Genomic DNA, 15,398 nt, shown 5'->3' with positions numbered 1-15,398 from the left:
GGTCGTGGTCGGCGACCACGTCTTGATCGCCGGCGCGGTCGTCCGCGCCGGCGAGGTGGTCGTCGTCGGCACGGCGACAGTCGTCACCGGCGAGGTCGCGGGCGTGGCAGGGCGGCCGGTCCCCGTGCGGCCGTCCTGCCGTGCCCCGGTGTTCACGCGGTCCGGGCGGACCGCGGCCGGCGGGGGCGGTGGGTATGCGGTTCGCTCTCGGGGGCCGCGGTGCGGGCGGCCCGCTCCGCGGCCTCCCGGCGTGCGGCGCGGCGGCCGCGGACGGCCTCGCGGGCCAGCCGCTCCTCCGCGGCACGGCGGAGCAGTTCGGCGGAACGGGCCTGCTGGATCTCGTACTCGTACACGGTGGTTCTCCCCTGGAGGTCGGTGGATCCGGCGCCGCTCGCCGCGACGCTCTCGATGCCTCGACCTTCGTCTCCCAGGGGGGTCCGCCACATCGGGAGAGTTCCGCATCTTCGGGCCCGGGCGGGGCCTTAGACGCGCGGGAGGGGCCCCCGGCACGGCCGTAAGGTGCTTACCGGCCGTCCTGGGACCCCTCGTGAACCGCGCCGGCTCAGCCGGCGGACGGCAGTCCGAGCAGGGCGTCGGTGTACTTGAGGACGGCCAGGAGCAGGCCGATCACTCCCAGCGTGACGCCCGCCCAGGCGACGGACCTGATCCAGGGGGCCTGCACCCTGCCGGGGTCGCCGAAGGCGGGCCGGGCCAGCACCACGACGCCGGTGACGAGCGCCGCCAGCGCGAACAGGCCGGCCCACAGGGCGGTGGTCTGCCAGGCGTCGCCGTAGACGGCCTGGACCTGCTGGGCGACGCTCGCGGTCGACGACGTCTCCAGCTGGCCGACCAGGGTCTGGCGCGCGGAGGCGACGGTCCCGATCCAACCGCCGCTGAGCGACACCAGGCCGAGCGCGGCGGAGACGACGGCGCCGGCGCCCAGGCCGACGGCCGGGCGGCTCTCCTCGACGCCGGCGCCGTCCCCGATCTCCTCGCGGGCCCCGCCGTCCTCGCCGTCGTCACTGTCGCCGTCGTCACTGTCGCCGTCGTCGCTGTCCCGCACACTTTCGGTGGGCTCGGCGGCCGGCGTCGGCATCGCCCCGTCCTTCACGTCGGCCTCGGTGACGTCCACCGCGTCGACCTCGGTGACGTCCACCGCCTCCTCGTCGCGCTTCGCCTCGGCGGCCTCGGCACCCGTGCCGGCACCGGTCTCGTCAACTGTCCTGGTTCCCATGTCCCGCACCGTACGGACGCTTTCTGAGACGTCTCTTAATGATCGCTGTGAGCGGCACGCGCACGTGCCGCCCGCCACTCGTGGGCCAGCACGGACCACACTTCCAGGTCGTGGCGCACCCCGCGGTGGGGGTGGGCCTCGCGGCGCACGCCGTCGCGGGTGAATCCGAGCCGCCGGGCGACGTTGAGGCTGGGCACGTTGCCCGCGGAGGCGACCCACTCGACGCGGTGGATGCCGCGCTGTCCGACGGCGTGGTCGATGAGCACCCGCATCGCGCGCGTGACGAGGCCGCGCCCGGTTCCGGCGGGCTCGAGCCAGCAGCCGACCTCGCAGTTCGCCTGCCCGGCGTCGAAGTTCAGGAAGAGCACGCCGCCGACCAGCTCGCCCGCCAGCCAGATGCCGTGCAGCGAACCGGTGTCGGCGGCGCGCATGTCGGCGTACCGCTGGAGCACCTCGCGGGCCCCGGGCACGTCGGTGGCCCTGGCGGCGAACGGGATGTACTGGTTGATGAACTCCCGCCCGCGCTCCAGGTGCCTCAGGAACTCCTCGTCGTGCCAGGGCTCCAGGGGCCGCAGTTCGGCGCCGTCACCCAGCGGTATCGCGTACATCCGGCTGTCGCTCCCTCTCCAGTTCCGCCACGACCCCGGTGAGCCTCTCATGGGCGGCCCGGCACTCGGGAGGCTCGATGCTGATCCGCGGCAGCCGCCGGTCGAGCCAGCGGGGCAGCCACCAGTTGGCGCCGCCGAGCAGGTGCATCAGCGCGGGCACGAGGAGGGTGCGCAGGACGAACGCGTCGAGGGCGACGGCGGCGGCCAGCGCGATGCCGAACATGGCGATCACCCGGTCGCCGCTGAGGACGAAGGCGAGGAAGACGGAGATCATGATGACCGCGGCGGAGTTGATCACCCGGCTGGTCTCGGCGAGCCCGACGCGCACGGCCCGCCGGTTGTCGCCGGTCTCCAGCCACTCCTCGTACATCCGGCTGACCAGGAAGACCTGGTAGTCCATGGAGAGTCCGAAGAGGACCGAGACCATGATCACGGGAAGGAAGGGCTCGATCGGTCCGGCCCGGCCCAGGCCCAGCGCCTCGCTCCCCCAGCCCCACTGGAAGACCATGACGACGACCCCGAAGGCGGCGGCGACGGCGGCCACGTTCATCACGGCGGCCTTGACCGGTATGCCGAGGGAGCGGAAGGCGAGCAGGAGCAGCAGGCAGCCGAGGCCGACGACGACGCCGACGAACAGCGGCAGCTTGCCGACGATGACCTCCGCGAAGTCGTCGTAGCCGGCGGTCACCCCGCCCACCTGCACGTCGAGGGAGGTACCCGCCTCGGCCCGCGGCAGCACCTCGTCGCGCAGCAGGTCGACGAGGTCGCTGGTGCGCCCCGACTGCGGCGCGGACTCCGGTACGACGGTGAGGTACGCGGTGTCCCCGCCCGCGCCGTAGGTCGCCGGGGTCACGGCGGCCACGCCCTCGGTGCCGCGCAGGGTGGCGTCGAGGTTGTCCAGGGCGAGCCGGTCCTCGGCGCCGGCGACGCGGGTGACCAGGGTGAGCGGGCCGTTGACGCCGGGGCCGAAGCCTTCGGAGAGGAGGTCGTAGGCCTGGCGGGTGGTGGTGGACTCGGGGCGGTTCCCCTGGTCGGAGGTGCCGAGGCGGAGGGAGAGCGTGGGCAGGGCGAGCCCGGCGATCACGGTGAGGGCCAGCGCGCCGAGCAGCTTCGGCCGGCGCTCCACGAACGCCGACCAGCGGGCGGCGAAGCCGGCCGGCAGTTCGGGTTCGGGCCCGTGTTCGGCGAGGCGGCGCCGTTCGCGGCGGCCGAGGGCGCGCGGGCCGATGAGGGACAGCAGGGCGGGCAGCAGGGTGACGGAGGCGGCGACCGTCAGGACGACGGTCAGGGAGGCCGCGATCGCCACGCCGTTGAGGAAGTCCAGGCGCAGGATCAGCATGCCGAGCAGCGCGATGCACACGGTCGCGCCCGCGAAGACGACGGCCCGTCCGGTGGTGGCGACGGCGTTCACGGCGGCCTCGGCGACCGGCAGCCCGCGTTTGAGGCCGCGCCGGTGCCGGGTGACGATGAACAGCGCGTAGTCGATGCCGACCCCGAGGCCGACGAGCACGCCCAGCATGGGCGCGAAGTCGGCGACGGTCATGGCGTGCCCCAGCAGCACGATCCCCGCGTAGGCGGTGCCGACGCCGACCAGGGCGGTGGCGATGGGCAGCAGCGATGCGGCGAGCGAGCCGAAGGCGAGGAACAGCACGACGGCGGCGACGGCCACGCCGACGACCTCGGCGAGGTGCCCGCCGGAGGACTCGGTGAGCGCGACGGCGCTGCCGCCCAGCTCCACCCGGAGCCCCTCCGTCCGCGCGGACGCGGCGGTGTCGACGACGGCCCGCGCCTCGCCCCGGTCGATGTTCTCGGCGCTGTCCTCGAAGGTGACGGTGGCGTACGCCGTGCGGCCGTCGCCGCTGATCCGGTCGGCGCCCTGGTCGTCGTAGGGGCCGGCGACGGAGGCGACGCCGGGGAGGTCCGCGATCCTCGCGAGGGTGCGGGTCATGGTCTGTTCGACGGCGGCGGCGCGGACGGTGCCCGAGCCGGTGTGCCAGACGACGGTGTCGCTGTCACCGCCGAGGCCGGGGAAACCCTCCGCGAGCAGCCGGGCGGCCCGGCCGGACTCGGTGCCGGGGACGTCGTAGTCGTTGGAGTACGACGATCCCGCGACCACGGCGGCGCCGGCCGTGCCGCCGAGGGCGAGGAGCCAGAGCAGGACCGCGAGGAGGCGATGCCGGACACACCATTGTGCAAGGGCTGCCACGAAACGTGCTCCCGGGAACTATGAGGATCTTTGACCGGGAACATCCGCACACGGAAGGAACAGCCCGCAAAGAACGCATGAGCAAATCAAGGTCACTCTTGCAGGCGAAGATGATCGTTTGAGCGGTTCGTGGGCTTATTCACAGCAGAGCGAGAAAGGTCACGGAGGGACAACGGCACACTCCGGTGGATGCCCGCCGTCCGGCGAGGTCCGGCAGGCCGGGTCGGTCCCGCGCCCCGTCAGTCCGACTGGTCGCCGACGGCCATCACCATCACCCCGACGATCAGCAGCCACAGCGCGCGCCGGGTGCGGCCGCGGGAGCCCAGCAGCGCGGCGAGCGCGCACACGGCGGCGCCCAGGGCGTAGGCGGCGGGCACCAGGGCCGGGGCGGAGCCGGTGAGGCGCAGGACGGCCGCGGCGAACCCGGCGAGGGTGAGCAGGGCGCCGGTGCCGGCCGCCGTCCAGCGGGCCCGCCGGGCGTCCTCACCGGCGTACTCGTCGTCGTCCTCCCGGGCGTCGTGCTCCCCGGCGTCGTGCTCCCGGGCGTCGGGGTCGTCCGCGCCGGTGCCTCCGGCGCGCGGGTCGGGACCGGGCATGCCGTCCGCGCCGGTGCCTCCGGCGCGCGGGTCGGGACGGGGCATGCCGTCCGTGTCGTGCGCCTCGGTCGCGTCGGTCCGTATGCCGTCCTGGGTGTCGGAGTCGGTACGTCCACTCATGGCGGGCGAGCGTAGCGCCTCGGTCCCGGAGACGGAGAAGGGGGATGCGCCCAGGTCGGCGCATCCCCCCGAGGGACCGGGGTCCGGGCTCAGCCCTCGCTGACGCCCAGCTTCTCCAGGATCAGCTCCTTGACGCGGGCCGCGTCGGCCTGGCCGCGCGTGGCCTTCATGACCGCGCCGACCAGGGCACCGGCCGCGGCCACCTTGCCGCCGCGGATCTTGTCGGCGACGCCCGGGTTGCCGGCGATGGCCTCGTCGACCGCCGTGCCGAGCGCCGAGTCGTCGGAGACGACCTTCAGCCCGCGCTTGTCGACGACCTCGTCCGGGGTGCCCTCGCCCGCGAGGACGCCCTCGATGACCTGGCGGGCCAGCTTGTCGTTCAGGTCGCCCTTGCTCACCAGTTCGGCGACGCGGGCGACCTGCTCGGGCGTGATGGCCAGTTCGTCCAGCGCCGTGCCGGACTCGTTGGCGCTGCGCGCCAGTTCGCCCATCCACCACTTGCGGGCGGAGGCGGCGTCGGCACCGGCGTCGATGGTGGCGACGATCAGTTCCAGCGCACCGGCGTTGAGGATGGCCTGCATGTCCGTGGCCGAGATGCCCCACTCCGCCACCAGGCGGTTGCGGCGGGCCAGCGGCAGTTCGGGCAGACCGGCGCGGATCTCCTCGACCCACTCGCGCGAGGGAACCACCGGCACCAGGTCCGGCTCCGGGAAGTACCGGTAGTCCTCGGCCTCCTCCTTCACGCGGCCCGAGGTCGTCGACCCGGTGTCCTCGTGGAAGTGCCGGGTCTCCTGCACGATCGTCCCGCCGCCGTTCAGTACGGCGGCGTGCCGCTGGATCTCGAAGCGGGCCGCGCGTTCCACGGACCGCAGCGAGTTGACGTTCTTCGTCTCCGAGCGGGTGCCGAACTTCTCGGTGCCGTGCGGGCGCAGCGACAGGTTCACGTCGCAGCGCATCTGGCCCATCTCCATGCGGGCCTCAGAGACGCCGAGCGCCTTGATGACCTCGCGCAGTTCACGGACGTAGGCCTTGGCCACCTCGGGGGCGCGCTCCCCGGCGCCCTCGATCGGCTTGGTGACGATCTCGATGAGCGGGATGCCGGCGCGGTTGTAGTCCAGCAGGGAGTGGGACGCGCCGTGGATGCGGCCGGTCGCGCCGCCCACGTGGGTCGACTTGCCGGTGTCCTCCTCCATGTGGGCGCGCTCGATCTCCACCCGGAAGGTCTCGCCGTCCTCCAGCTGCACGTCGAGGTAGCCGTTGAAGGCGATCGGCTCGTCGTACTGGGAGGTCTGGAAGTTCTTCGGCATGTCCGGATAGAAGTAGTTCTTCCGGGCGAAACGGCACCACTCGGCGATCTCGCAGTTCAGTGCGAGACCGATCCTGATCGCGGACTCGACGCCGGTCGCGTTGACGACGGGGAGCGCGCCGGGCATGCCGAGGCAGACCGGGCAGGTCTGCGAGTTGGGCTCGGCACCCAACTCGGTCGAGCAGCCGCAGAACATCTTGGTCTTGGTGCCGAGTTCGACATGGACCTCGAGGCCCATGACGGGGTCGTACGACGCCAGCGCGTCCTCGTACGACACCAGGTCGGTCGTGGTGGTCACGGTGAAACTTCCCTCTCAGCCCAGCAGGACGTCGTCGTCGCCCAGCCGCTTCAGCTCGCGGTAGAGAATGGCCAGGTTGGTGACGACCGCCGCGCCGGTCACGACGGCGTCCAGCAACCGCAGCGTGTCGCTGTCGGTCCGGGCCTTCCTGATCTGCTTGACGACGCCGATCGCGCCGAAGGCCGACGTGGCCATCGCGACGTAGAGACCGGACTTGGACTTCTTGAAGCCCTTGGCCTTGGACAGTGTCTTGCTCACAGCGACGGAGCCTCCTCGAGCAGCGGGTGCCCCCACCTTTCCACGAAGGCGGCCTCGACGGCGGCGCCGACCTTGTAGAGCCTGTCGTCCTTCAGCGCCGGGGCGATGATCTGGAGGCCGACGGGGAGGTTGTCCTCGGGGGCGAGACCGCAGGGCAGCGACATGGCCGCGTTGCCCGCCAGGTTGGTGGGGATGGTGCACAGGTCGGCCAGGTACATCGCCATCGGGTCGTCGGCGCGTTCGCCGATCGGGAAGGCGGTGGTGGGCGTGGTCGGCGAGACGATCACGTCGACCTGCTCGAAGGCCTTCTCGAAGTCGCGCGTGATGAGCGTGCGGACCTTCTGGGCGGAGCCGTAGTAGGCGTCGTAGTAGCCGCTCGACAGGGCGTACGTGCCGAGCATGATGCGGCGCTTGACCTCGGGGCCGAAGCCCGCCTCACGGGTGAGGGAGGTCACGTCCTCGGCGGAGCGCGTGCCGTCGTCGCCGGTGCGGACGCCGTAGCGCAGGCCGTCGAAGCGGGCGAGGTTGGAGGAGCACTCGGAGGGCGCGATCAGGTAGTACGCCGACAGCGCCAGGTCGAAGGACGGGCAGTCCAGCTCGACGATCTCGGCGCCCAGTTCCCTCAGCAGCGCGACGGACTCGTCGAACCGCTGGATGACGCCGGCCTGGTAGCCCTCGCCGCGGAACTGCTTGACGACGCCGACGCGCATGCCCGCCACGCTGCCGCTCAGGGCGGCCTCGACGACCGGCGGGACCGGGGCGTCGATGGAGGTGGAGTCGAGCGGGTCGTGCCCGGCGATGACCTCGTGCAGCAGGGCGGCGTCGAGGACGGTGCGCGCGCAGGGCCCGCCCTGGTCGAGGGAGGACGAGAAGGCGACCATGCCGTAGCGGGACACCGCGCCGTACGTCGGCTTCACACCGACCGTGCCGGTGACGGCGGCCGGCTGGCGGATGGAGCCGCCGGTGTCGGTGCCGATGGCGAGGGGGGCCTCGTAGGAGGCGAGGGCGGCGGAGGAACCGCCGCCGGAGCCGCCGGGGATGCGGGTGAGGTCCCAGGGGTTGCCGGTGGGGCCGAACGCGCTGTTCTCCGTCGAGGACCCCATGGCGAACTCGTCCATGTTGGTCTTGCCGAGGATGACGACGTCGGCGGCCTTCAGCCGCTTGGTGAGCGTCGCGTCGTACGGCGGGATCCAGCCCTCGAGGATCTTCGAGCCGACGGTCGTCGGGATGCCCTCGGTGGTGAAGATGTCCTTGAGCGCCAGGGGGACGCCGGCGAGCGGGCCGAGCTTCTCGCCGCGGGCCCGCTTCTCGTCGACGGCGCGGGCCTGGGCCAGCGCGCCCTCGCGGTCGACGTGCAGGAAGGCGTGCACCTTCTCGTCGACGGCCTCGATGCGGGCCAGGTGGGCCTCGGTGACCTCGACGGCCGTGAGGTCACCGGAGGCGATCCGCGCGGCGATCTCGGCCGCGGTGAGCTTGATGATGTCCGTCATTGCGGTTAGTCCTCCCCCAGGATCTGCGGCACCTTGAAACGCTGCTGCTCCTGGGCCGGGGCGCCGGAGAGCGCCTGCTCGGGGGTGAGCGACGGACGGACCTCGTCCGCGCGCATGACGTTGGTCAGCGGGAGCGGGTGCGAGGTCGGCGGTACGTCTTGGTCGGCGACCTCGCTGACGCGGGCGACCGCGCCGATGATGTCGTCCAGCTGTCCCGCGAAGTGGTCGAGCTCTTCGGGCTTCAGCTCCAGACGCGCCAGCCGGGCGAGGTGGGCGACCTCCTCGCGCGTGATGCCAGGCATGCAGCGTTCCTCTGGGGTGAGTGAGTGTGCTTTGGGCCCCAATCCTATGGGGAGGCGGCGCGTCCCCGTTAAACGGTTCGCCGGGCGGCCCCGGCGCGGTCCTCGGCAGGGCCTTCGGTGCGGTCCTCGGCGGACGCGCCACGGGCGGGTGCGCGCCACGGGCGGGCCGACAGCCGGGCCGGGGTGCCGACGGCGGAACGCCACTGCCGGGGAGGGGCGTCCCCCGGCCGGCGGAACGGACAGGCGGGCGGGGCTCCCGGACCCGGCGCACCCGAACCGCCGCGCGGGGACACCGACGGTGAGGCACCGCTGCCGGGAAGGGACACCCTCGCCCGGCCGGACGGGCGGGGGGATCACTCCTCGGACGCCACCGGCAACGCCGCCGCCGCGGGCCGCTGCCAGCCCCGCGACCCGCGGGCCCGCAGCCACGCCGTGGTCTCCTCCGGCGGCATCGCCGCCGCGACCAGCCATCCCTGCACGGCATCGCAGCCGAGGTCGCGCAGCCGCTCCCACGTCTCGTCGTCCTCGACGCCCTCCGCGACCACGAGCAGCCCGAGGGAGTGCGCGAGGTCGACCGTGCAGCGCACGATCTCCGCGTCCTCGGTGTCCACCGCCAGCCGGGCCACGAAGGACCGGTCGATCTTCAGCTCGCTCACCGGCAGGCGCCGTAGGTGGACCAGCGAGGAGTAGCCGGTGCCGAAGTCGTCGAGGGACATCTTCACGCCGTGTCCGGTGAGCGCGTTGAGGGTGTCGGCGGCGCGCTGTGGGTCCTCGAGGAGGACGTGTTCCGTGATCTCGAGCTGGAGCGCCGCCGCGGGCACCCCGTGCCGCGCGAGCCGCGCCGCGACGGAGCCGGCGAATCCGGGGGTGTGCACGTCACGCGGGGAGACGTTGACCGCGACGGGCACGTGCAGGCCCTCGGCGCGCCACCGGGCGACCTGGGCGAGGGCCGTGTCCAGCACGTACTCGGTGAGGTGGGGCATCAGCCCGGAGGACTCGGCGATCGCTATGAACTCGTCCGGCGGCACCCTCCCCCGCTCGGGGTGGACCCACCGCACCAGCGCCTCGAGCCCGGCGACCTGTCCGTCGAAGCGGACCTTGGGCTGGTAGTGGAGCTGGACCTCGTGCGCGTCGAGCGCACGGCGCAGGTCGCCCAGCAGACCGAGCCGGTCGGGTGTGTTGGAGTCGCGCTTGGACTCGTAGACCTCGACGCCCGTACGGTCCCGTTTGGCCTGGTACATCGCCACGTCCGCCCGCCGCAGCAGCCCCTCCGCGTCGAGTGCGTGGTCGGGGAAGACGGCGACTCCGGCGCTGGCCTCCAGGACGAGGGTGAGCCCGTCGAGGTCGAGCGGTGAGCCGAGGTCGGCGACGAGTCCGCGGGCGACGCGGGTCGCGGAGGTCGTGGAGTCGGCCACGGGCAGTAAGACGGCGAACTCGTCGCCGCCGAGCCGGGCGACCTCGGCCCCGCGCGGGAGGGCCAGCCGGAGCCGGTCGGCGATCTGGAGCAGCAGCCGGTCCCCGGCGAGATGGCCGAGCGTGTCGTTGACCGACCGGAACCGGTCGAGGTCGATCAGCATGAGCGCCGCGCGGGCGCCGATGCGTTCGGCGTCGTCGAGGGCGGTCCAGATCCGCTCCCCGAGCCACTGCCGGTTCGGCAGTCCGGTGAGCGGGTCGCGCAACTGCTCCTCGGCGCGGGCGCGGGCCATCCACAGTGTGGAGTCGAGGGCGACGAGCGGGATGGCGAACAGCGGCAGCAGGACCGGCTCGGCCACGGCGACGACGCACACCAGCGGGGCTATGCCCAGCAGGGCGGCGGCGACCAGGCCCTGTCTGAGCAGGGCCGTACGGGCGACGGTGGGCAGCCTGCCGGTGCGGGGCGTGTGCAAATACCAGAGCAGGACGCGGGTGACGGCGAGGTAGGCGACGGCGACCAGCACCACCTGGGGCGCGGTGTAGAGCGTCCAGGTGTCGGGGGTCCAGGGCCGCTCGACGGACGGCACCGGCCCGCACGCGGCCAGCAGCAGCGCGCCCGCGCCGATGCCGAGGATGTCCACCGCGCCGTGGAGTATGCCCTGCCGCCAGCGGTGGCGGCGGGCTATGCCGACCAGGACGACGACGGTGAGGCTGACCAGACCGGCGGGCAGCCAGCCGTAGAGCAGCAGGACGGCGAGGGTGAGGGCGGCTCCGGAGCCGGTGCCGCCCCACCAGCGGGCCCGGCCGAGCAGGACGAGGTGGCCGACGACGATGCCGGTCAGGACGGCCAGCGACCAGCCGACGGTGCCGGACGGGAACAGCGCGTGGCTGGTGGTGAAGGCCCGGTAGAAGGCGGCGCCGAGGGCGAACCCGGCGGCCGCGACGACGGCCGCCGGGAGCGCGGGCCAGGACGGGTGCCGTTCCGCGTCGGCGCCGTACGGCCCGACGGCGCCGGTGCCGGGCGGGAACGGGGCGGGAGCACGCTGGTCCGTCCGGGTGAGCGAGTCCGTCCGGGTGAGCGGGTCCGTCCGGGTGAGCGGGTCCGTCCGGGTGAGCGGGTCGCCGGCGCGGGCCGGTTCGCCCGGGGGCCGCTCTGACCACGCCACCCACCGGCTGCCCCACCAGGCGTCGGTGACCCGGCGCCGGGGCAGCCCAGTGTCCGGGGCGGCGCTCTCGGTCGGTTCCATTCCCGTCCCTCTCACAGCCGGCGGTGCCCACGCCACGCGGTCCGCCGCCCGACGGCCTTGCGCGGGCGCCGCGTTGGAAGACCCTTGCCCCCGCCCGTCAGGAGCGGGGGGATGCCCCGGCCGCGGCGGGGGCACGGCGGGCGCACTTCTCAACAGTAGGCCGCGGAAGGCTTCCACGGGCAGCGGTCGTCGACGGTTGCCCGAATGCGCCCCCGGCACCCGTAAGCGTCCGGTATGCGCCGATCGGGTGGTCTTCGACCGCCGGTCCTCATGACCCGTCGGCCGGCAGGGCGACTTCGGCGGCCGCCTCCGGCCCCTGTTCGAGCAGGACCGTGAAGCCGTCCTCGTCCAGCACCGGAACCTTGAGCTGCACCGCCTTGTCGTACTTCGATCCGGGGCTGTCACCCACGACGACGAACGAGGTCTTCTTCGACACCGATCCGGTCACCTTCGCCCCGCGGCTCTGCAGGGCGTCCTTGGCGCCGTCCCGGGTGAAGTGCTCCAGGGTGCCGGTGACCACGACGGTGAGGCCCTCCAGCGGACGCGGACCCTCGTCCTCGCCGGAGCCCTCCTCCTCCATGCGGACGCCGGCGGCCTTCCACTTGCGGAGGATCTCGCGGTGCCAGTCCTCGGCGAACCACTCCTTGAGGGAGGCCGCGATGATCGGGCCGACGCCGTCGGTGCCGGCCAGCTCCTCCTCGGTCGCCTGCTCGATGCGGTCGATGGAGCGGAACTCGCGGGCCAGCGCCTCGGCCGCGACCGGACCCACGTGCCGGATGGACAGACCGGTGAGGACGCGGGCCAGCGGGCGGTCCTTGGCGGCCGCGATGGTGTCCAGCATGGCGAGCGCGTTCTTCTTCGGCTCGCCCTGCTGGTTGGCGAAGACGGTGGCGATCTTCTCCTCGCCGGTCTTCGGGTCCCGCTTGGGCAGACCGCTGTCCTGGTCGAGGACGTACGCCTTGATCGGCAGCAACTGCTCGATGGTGAGGTCGAACAGGTCGCCCTCGTCGGCGAGCGGCGGCTCCGCGGGCTCCAACGGCTTGGTGAGGGCCGCGGCGGCGACGTACCCGAAGTGGTCGATGTCCAGGGCCTTGCGGCCCGCGAGGTAGAAGAGCCGTTCGCGCAACTGGGCCGGACACGCGCGGGCGTTGGGGCACCGCAGGTCGACGTCGGCCTCCTTCATCGGCCGCAGCGGTGTGCCGCACTCGGGGCACTCGGACGGCATCACGAACGCGCGCTCGCTGCCGTCCCGCAGGTCGGCGACCGGTCCGAGGATCTCCGGGATGACGTCGCCGGCCTTGCGCAGCACCACGGTGTCGCCGATGAGGACGCCCTTGGCCCTGACGACGTCCTGGTTGTGCAGGGTCGCGAACTCGACCTCGGAACCGGCCACGGTCACCGGCTCGACCTGCGCGTACGGCGTGACGCGGCCGGTGCGGCCCACACCCACGCGGATGTTGAGGAGCTTGGTGTTGACCTCCTCCGGCGCGTACTTGTAGGCGATCGCCCAGCGCGGCGCACGGGCCGTGGAGCCGAGCCGCCCCTGCAGCCGGATCTCGTCGAGCTTGACGACGACACCGTCGATCTCGTGCTCCACGGAGTGCCGGTTCTCGCCGTAGTACGCGATGAACTCCCGTACGCCGTCGAGGCCGTCGACCACCTTGTTGTGCCGGGAGGTGGGCAGGCCCCAGGACTCGAGGAGATCGTACGCCTCGGAGAGGCGGGCGAGGCCCTCGTACCCCTCCAGGGCGCCGATGCCGTGGACCACCATGTGCAGGGGGCGGGTGGCGGTGACGCGCGGGTCCTTCTGGCGCAGGGAACCGGCCGCCGCGTTGCGCGGGTTGGCGAAGGGCTTGTCGCCGGCCTCGACCAGACGGGCGTTCAGCTCCTCGAACTTCTCCATCGGGAAGTAGACCTCGCCGCGGATCTCGACGAGGGACGGGACGCCGTTGCCGGTCAGCCGGTCGGGGATGTCCGCGATGGTGCGCACGTTGGGCGTGATGTCCTCGCCCGTGCGGCCGTCGCCGCGGGTGGCCGCACGGGTGAGCCGCCCGTTCTCGTACGTCAGGTTGACGGCCAGGCCGTCGACCTTCAGCTCGCACAGGAAGTGGTACGCGGAGGCGCCGACGTCCTTGTGGACGCGCTCGGCCCAGGCGGCCAGCTCCAGGTCGTCGAAGGCGTTGTCCAGCGAGAGCATGCGCTCGCGGTGCTGGACGGCGGTGAAGTCCGTCTCGTACGCGCCCGAGACCTTCTGGGTGGGCGAGTCGGGGGTGCGCAGCTCGGGGTACCGCTCCTCCACCGCCTCCAGGGAGCGCAGCAGGCGGTCGAACTCCGCGTCGCTGATGACGGGGGCGTCCTTCACGTAGTACCGGAAGCGGTGCTCCTCGATCTGCTCGGCGAGCTGCGCGTGCTGCTCCCGTGCCTCCGTGGGCACCGCCGTCTCCGCTTGCCTGTCGCCCGCCACCGTGTCGTCCTCCCGTTACTCTGGGTTGTCCGCGAGGGATCTCGCCGCCCGGACGCAGTGGGCGAGGGCCTGCCGCGCGTACGCGGGGGAAGCCCCGGCGAGGCCGCACGCCGGGGTGACCGTCACGGCCTCCGCGAGGAGGTCCGGTCGCAGCCCCAGCCTGCGCCACAGCGTCCTGACACCCATGACGCTACCGGCAGGGTCCGACAACGCGGCGTCCGTGCCCGGCACGACACCGGCGAACAGCCGGGTGCCCGCCTCCACCGCCTCGCCGATCGCCTCGTCGTCACGCTCGGTCAGGAGCGAGAAGTCGAACGAGACGGCCGTCGCACCGGCCCGGCGCAGCAGGGCGAACGGGACGTCGGGCGCGCACGAGTGCACCACGACGGGGCCGCCGTCGTGCACTCCCACGGCCTCGCGCAGCGTGGCCTCGACGACCTGGCGGTCCACGGCGCGGTACGTGCGGTAGCCGCTGGCGGACCTGACGCGGCCGAGCAGCACTGCGGTGAGGGAGGGTTCGTCGAGCTGGAGGACGACCTGGGCGCCCGGCACCCGGCGCCTCACCTCGGCGAGGTGCAGGCGCAGGCCCTCCGCGAGGGAGGCGGCGAGGTCGCGGCAGGCACCGGTGTCGGAGAGGACGGCCTCGCCGCCCCGCAGCTCAAGGGCGGCGGCGAGGCTCCACGGGCCGACGGCCTGCACCTTCAGCTGCCCCTCGAAGCCCTGGGTGGCCTCCTCCAGGGCGTCGAGGTCCTCCCGCAGCCAGGACACGGCCCGCCGGGTGTCCCTGCCGGGACGGTCACCGAGCCGCCAGCCGCTGGGCTCCACGCGCGCGTACAGCTCGACGAGCATGCCGGCGGTGCGGCCGATCATGTCGGCGCCGGGGCCCCTGCCGGGCAGTTCGGCGAGGAAGGGGAAGTCCTCGAAGGACCCGGCGACCGTCCTGGCGGCCTCCCTGGCGTCACCGCCGGGCATCGAACCGATCCCCGTCGCGGGCCCGAACCTGAAGTGTGCGTTCACGGGCGGAAGCCTACGTACTCCGGAGGCGGCCCCACGCATCCCCGTGGTCCCCACGCACCCCCGTGGTCCCGCGCACCCTCTTGATTACCACGCACCACCTTGATTCCCACGCACCCCCGTGGTGAGGAGACCCCGCTACCGGCCCGGCCGCACCGTCAGGTCGTTGACCTCCGCGTCCCGCGGCAGGTCGACCGCCATGAGGATCGTCGTCGCGACCGACTCGGGATCGATCCACTCCCCGGGGTCGTACGCCTTCCCCTCCTGCTGGTGGACCTTGGCCTGCATGGGACTGGCCGTACGGCCCGGGTAGACGGAGGTGACCCGCACCCCGTTCCCGTGCTCCTCCGCGCGCAGGGAGTCCGCCAGCGCCTTCAGTCCGTGCTTGGAGGCGGCGTAGGCCGACCAGTCGGCGCTCGCCCGCAGCCCCGCACCGGAGTTGACGAACACCACGTGCCCGCGGGCCGCCCGCAGTTGCGGCAGGAAGTGCCGGGTCAGCTCGGCGGGGGCGACGAGGTTGACGTTGAGCTGGTGGCGCCACGACCTGGGGGTCAGCTCACCGACCGGCCCGAGGTCGACGACGCCGGCGACGTGCAGCAGCGAGTCCACCCGCTCCGGCAACGTCTGGTGGGAGAAGGCCCAGCTGAGCTTGTCGGGGTCCGCGAGGTCACCGACCAGGGTCCGCGCCCCCGGGAAGTCCGCCGCCAGTTCCTTCGCCCGCCCCGCGTCCCGCGCGTGCAGCACGAGGTCGTCCCCGCGCGCGTGGAGCCGGCGGGCGACGGCCGCGCCGATGCCGGAGCCCGCCCCGGTGATCACATGAGTAGCCATGGTCGCCATGCTCG

Annotated in this window: 13 protein-coding genes; all 13 read right to left on the bottom strand. The window is 73.1% G+C overall.

Annotated features, from left to right (window positions below; all coding sequences use genetic code 11):
• Nucleotides 1–152: 152 nt before the first annotated feature.
• Entirely contained in the window at nt 153–446 is a 294-nt protein-coding gene (locus ACGFQC_RS32705) for a hypothetical protein (RefSeq protein ID WP_363091859.1), read from the bottom strand.
• A gap of 116 nt (nt 447–562) precedes the next feature.
• Nucleotides 563–1,234 carry a hypothetical protein gene (locus ACGFQC_RS32700; RefSeq protein WP_363091858.1) on the bottom strand — a complete coding sequence of 224 codons (672 nt, stop codon included), beginning with the start codon at nt 1,232–1,234 and terminating at the stop codon, nt 563–565.
• Nucleotides 1,235–1,269: 35 nt separating this feature from the next.
• Nucleotides 1,270–1,842 (bottom strand): GNAT family protein, encoded by a 573-nt coding sequence (locus tag ACGFQC_RS32695; RefSeq protein ID WP_363091857.1) that lies wholly within the window; start codon nt 1,840–1,842, stop codon nt 1,270–1,272.
• On the bottom strand, nt 1,820–4,048 hold the full coding sequence (locus ACGFQC_RS32690) for an MMPL family transporter (protein WP_363091856.1): 2,229 nt from the start codon (nt 4,046–4,048) through the stop codon (nt 1,820–1,822). The genes ACGFQC_RS32695 and ACGFQC_RS32690 overlap by 23 nt, the downstream gene beginning before the upstream one ends.
• A 239-nt stretch (nt 4,049–4,287) precedes the next feature.
• Nucleotides 4,288–4,644, bottom strand: coding sequence for a hypothetical protein (locus ACGFQC_RS32685; protein WP_363091889.1), 357 nt, complete (start codon nt 4,642–4,644; stop codon nt 4,288–4,290).
• 209 nt (nt 4,645–4,853) lie between these two features.
• The gene (gatB, locus tag ACGFQC_RS32680) at nt 4,854–6,368 is read right to left on the bottom strand and encodes an Asp-tRNA(Asn)/Glu-tRNA(Gln) amidotransferase subunit GatB (RefSeq protein ID WP_363091855.1); all 1,515 of its coding nucleotides are present in this window, start codon (nt 6,366–6,368) and stop codon (nt 4,854–4,856) included.
• A 15-nt stretch (nt 6,369–6,383) separates the two neighbouring features.
• On the bottom strand, nt 6,384–6,626 hold the full coding sequence (locus tag ACGFQC_RS32675; protein ID WP_363091854.1) for a hypothetical protein: 243 nt from the start codon (nt 6,624–6,626) through the stop codon (nt 6,384–6,386).
• Nucleotides 6,623–8,116, bottom strand: coding sequence for an Asp-tRNA(Asn)/Glu-tRNA(Gln) amidotransferase subunit GatA (gene gatA, locus ACGFQC_RS32670; protein ID WP_363091853.1), 1,494 nt, complete (start codon nt 8,114–8,116; stop codon nt 6,623–6,625). Before gatA ends, ACGFQC_RS32675 begins: the two co-directional genes overlap by 4 nt.
• Before the next feature lie 5 nt (nt 8,117–8,121).
• The gene (gatC, locus tag ACGFQC_RS32665; protein WP_018531282.1) at nt 8,122–8,418 is read right to left on the bottom strand and encodes an Asp-tRNA(Asn)/Glu-tRNA(Gln) amidotransferase subunit GatC; all 297 of its coding nucleotides are present in this window, start codon (nt 8,416–8,418) and stop codon (nt 8,122–8,124) included.
• A 353-nt stretch (nt 8,419–8,771) separates the two neighbouring features.
• Nucleotides 8,772–11,078 (bottom strand): bifunctional diguanylate cyclase/phosphodiesterase, encoded by a 2,307-nt coding sequence (locus ACGFQC_RS32660; RefSeq protein WP_363091852.1) that lies wholly within the window; start codon nt 11,076–11,078, stop codon nt 8,772–8,774.
• 268 nt (nt 11,079–11,346) lie between these two features.
• Complete coding sequence (gene ligA, locus ACGFQC_RS32655) at nt 11,347–13,542, bottom strand: NAD-dependent DNA ligase LigA (protein ID WP_363091851.1); 2,196 nt, start codon at nt 13,540–13,542, stop codon at nt 11,347–11,349.
• Between the two features lie 15 nt (nt 13,543–13,557).
• Complete coding sequence (locus ACGFQC_RS32650) at nt 13,558–14,598, bottom strand: methionine synthase (RefSeq protein ID WP_363091850.1); 1,041 nt, start codon at nt 14,596–14,598, stop codon at nt 13,558–13,560.
• 96 nt (nt 14,599–14,694) lie between these two features.
• The gene (locus tag ACGFQC_RS32645; RefSeq protein WP_363091849.1) at nt 14,695–15,393 is read right to left on the bottom strand and encodes an SDR family oxidoreductase; all 699 of its coding nucleotides are present in this window, start codon (nt 15,391–15,393) and stop codon (nt 14,695–14,697) included.
• Nucleotides 15,394–15,398: the final 5 nt, after the last annotated feature.

This window comes from Streptomyces sp. NPDC048734 (assembly GCF_043198675.1).
Lineage (GTDB): Bacteria > Actinomycetota > Actinomycetes > Streptomycetales > Streptomycetaceae > Streptomyces.
Note: the sequence above shows the minus strand (reverse complement) of the source record. Positions and strands in the feature narration are given on the sequence as shown.

Excerpts from the sequence above, each read along its gene's own strand:
- ACGFQC_RS32685 (WP_363091889.1), bottom strand. The coding sequence starts at position 4,644 with ATGCCCGGTCCCGACCCGCGCGCCGGAGGCACCGGCGCGGACGACCCC.
- ACGFQC_RS32650 (WP_363091850.1), bottom strand. The coding sequence starts at position 14,598 with ATGCGTGGGGCCGCCTCCGGAGTACGTAGGCTTCCGCCCGTGAACGCA.
- ACGFQC_RS32660 (WP_363091852.1), bottom strand. The coding sequence starts at position 11,078 with ATGGAACCGACCGAGAGCGCCGCCCCGGACACTGGGCTGCCCCGGCGC.
- ACGFQC_RS32705 (WP_363091859.1), bottom strand. The coding sequence starts at position 446 with ATGTGGCGGACCCCCCTGGGAGACGAAGGTCGAGGCATCGAGAGCGTC.
- ACGFQC_RS32700 (WP_363091858.1), bottom strand. The coding sequence starts at position 1,234 with ATGGGAACCAGGACAGTTGACGAGACCGGTGCCGGCACGGGTGCCGAG.
- gatA (WP_363091853.1), bottom strand. The coding sequence starts at position 8,116 with ATGACGGACATCATCAAGCTCACCGCGGCCGAGATCGCCGCGCGGATC.
- gatC (WP_018531282.1), bottom strand. The coding sequence starts at position 8,418 with ATGCCTGGCATCACGCGCGAGGAGGTCGCCCACCTCGCCCGGCTGGCG.
- ACGFQC_RS32695 (WP_363091857.1), bottom strand. The coding sequence starts at position 1,842 with ATGTACGCGATACCGCTGGGTGACGGCGCCGAACTGCGGCCCCTGGAG.
- ACGFQC_RS32645 (WP_363091849.1), bottom strand. The coding sequence starts at position 15,393 with ATGGCGACCATGGCTACTCATGTGATCACCGGGGCGGGCTCCGGCATC.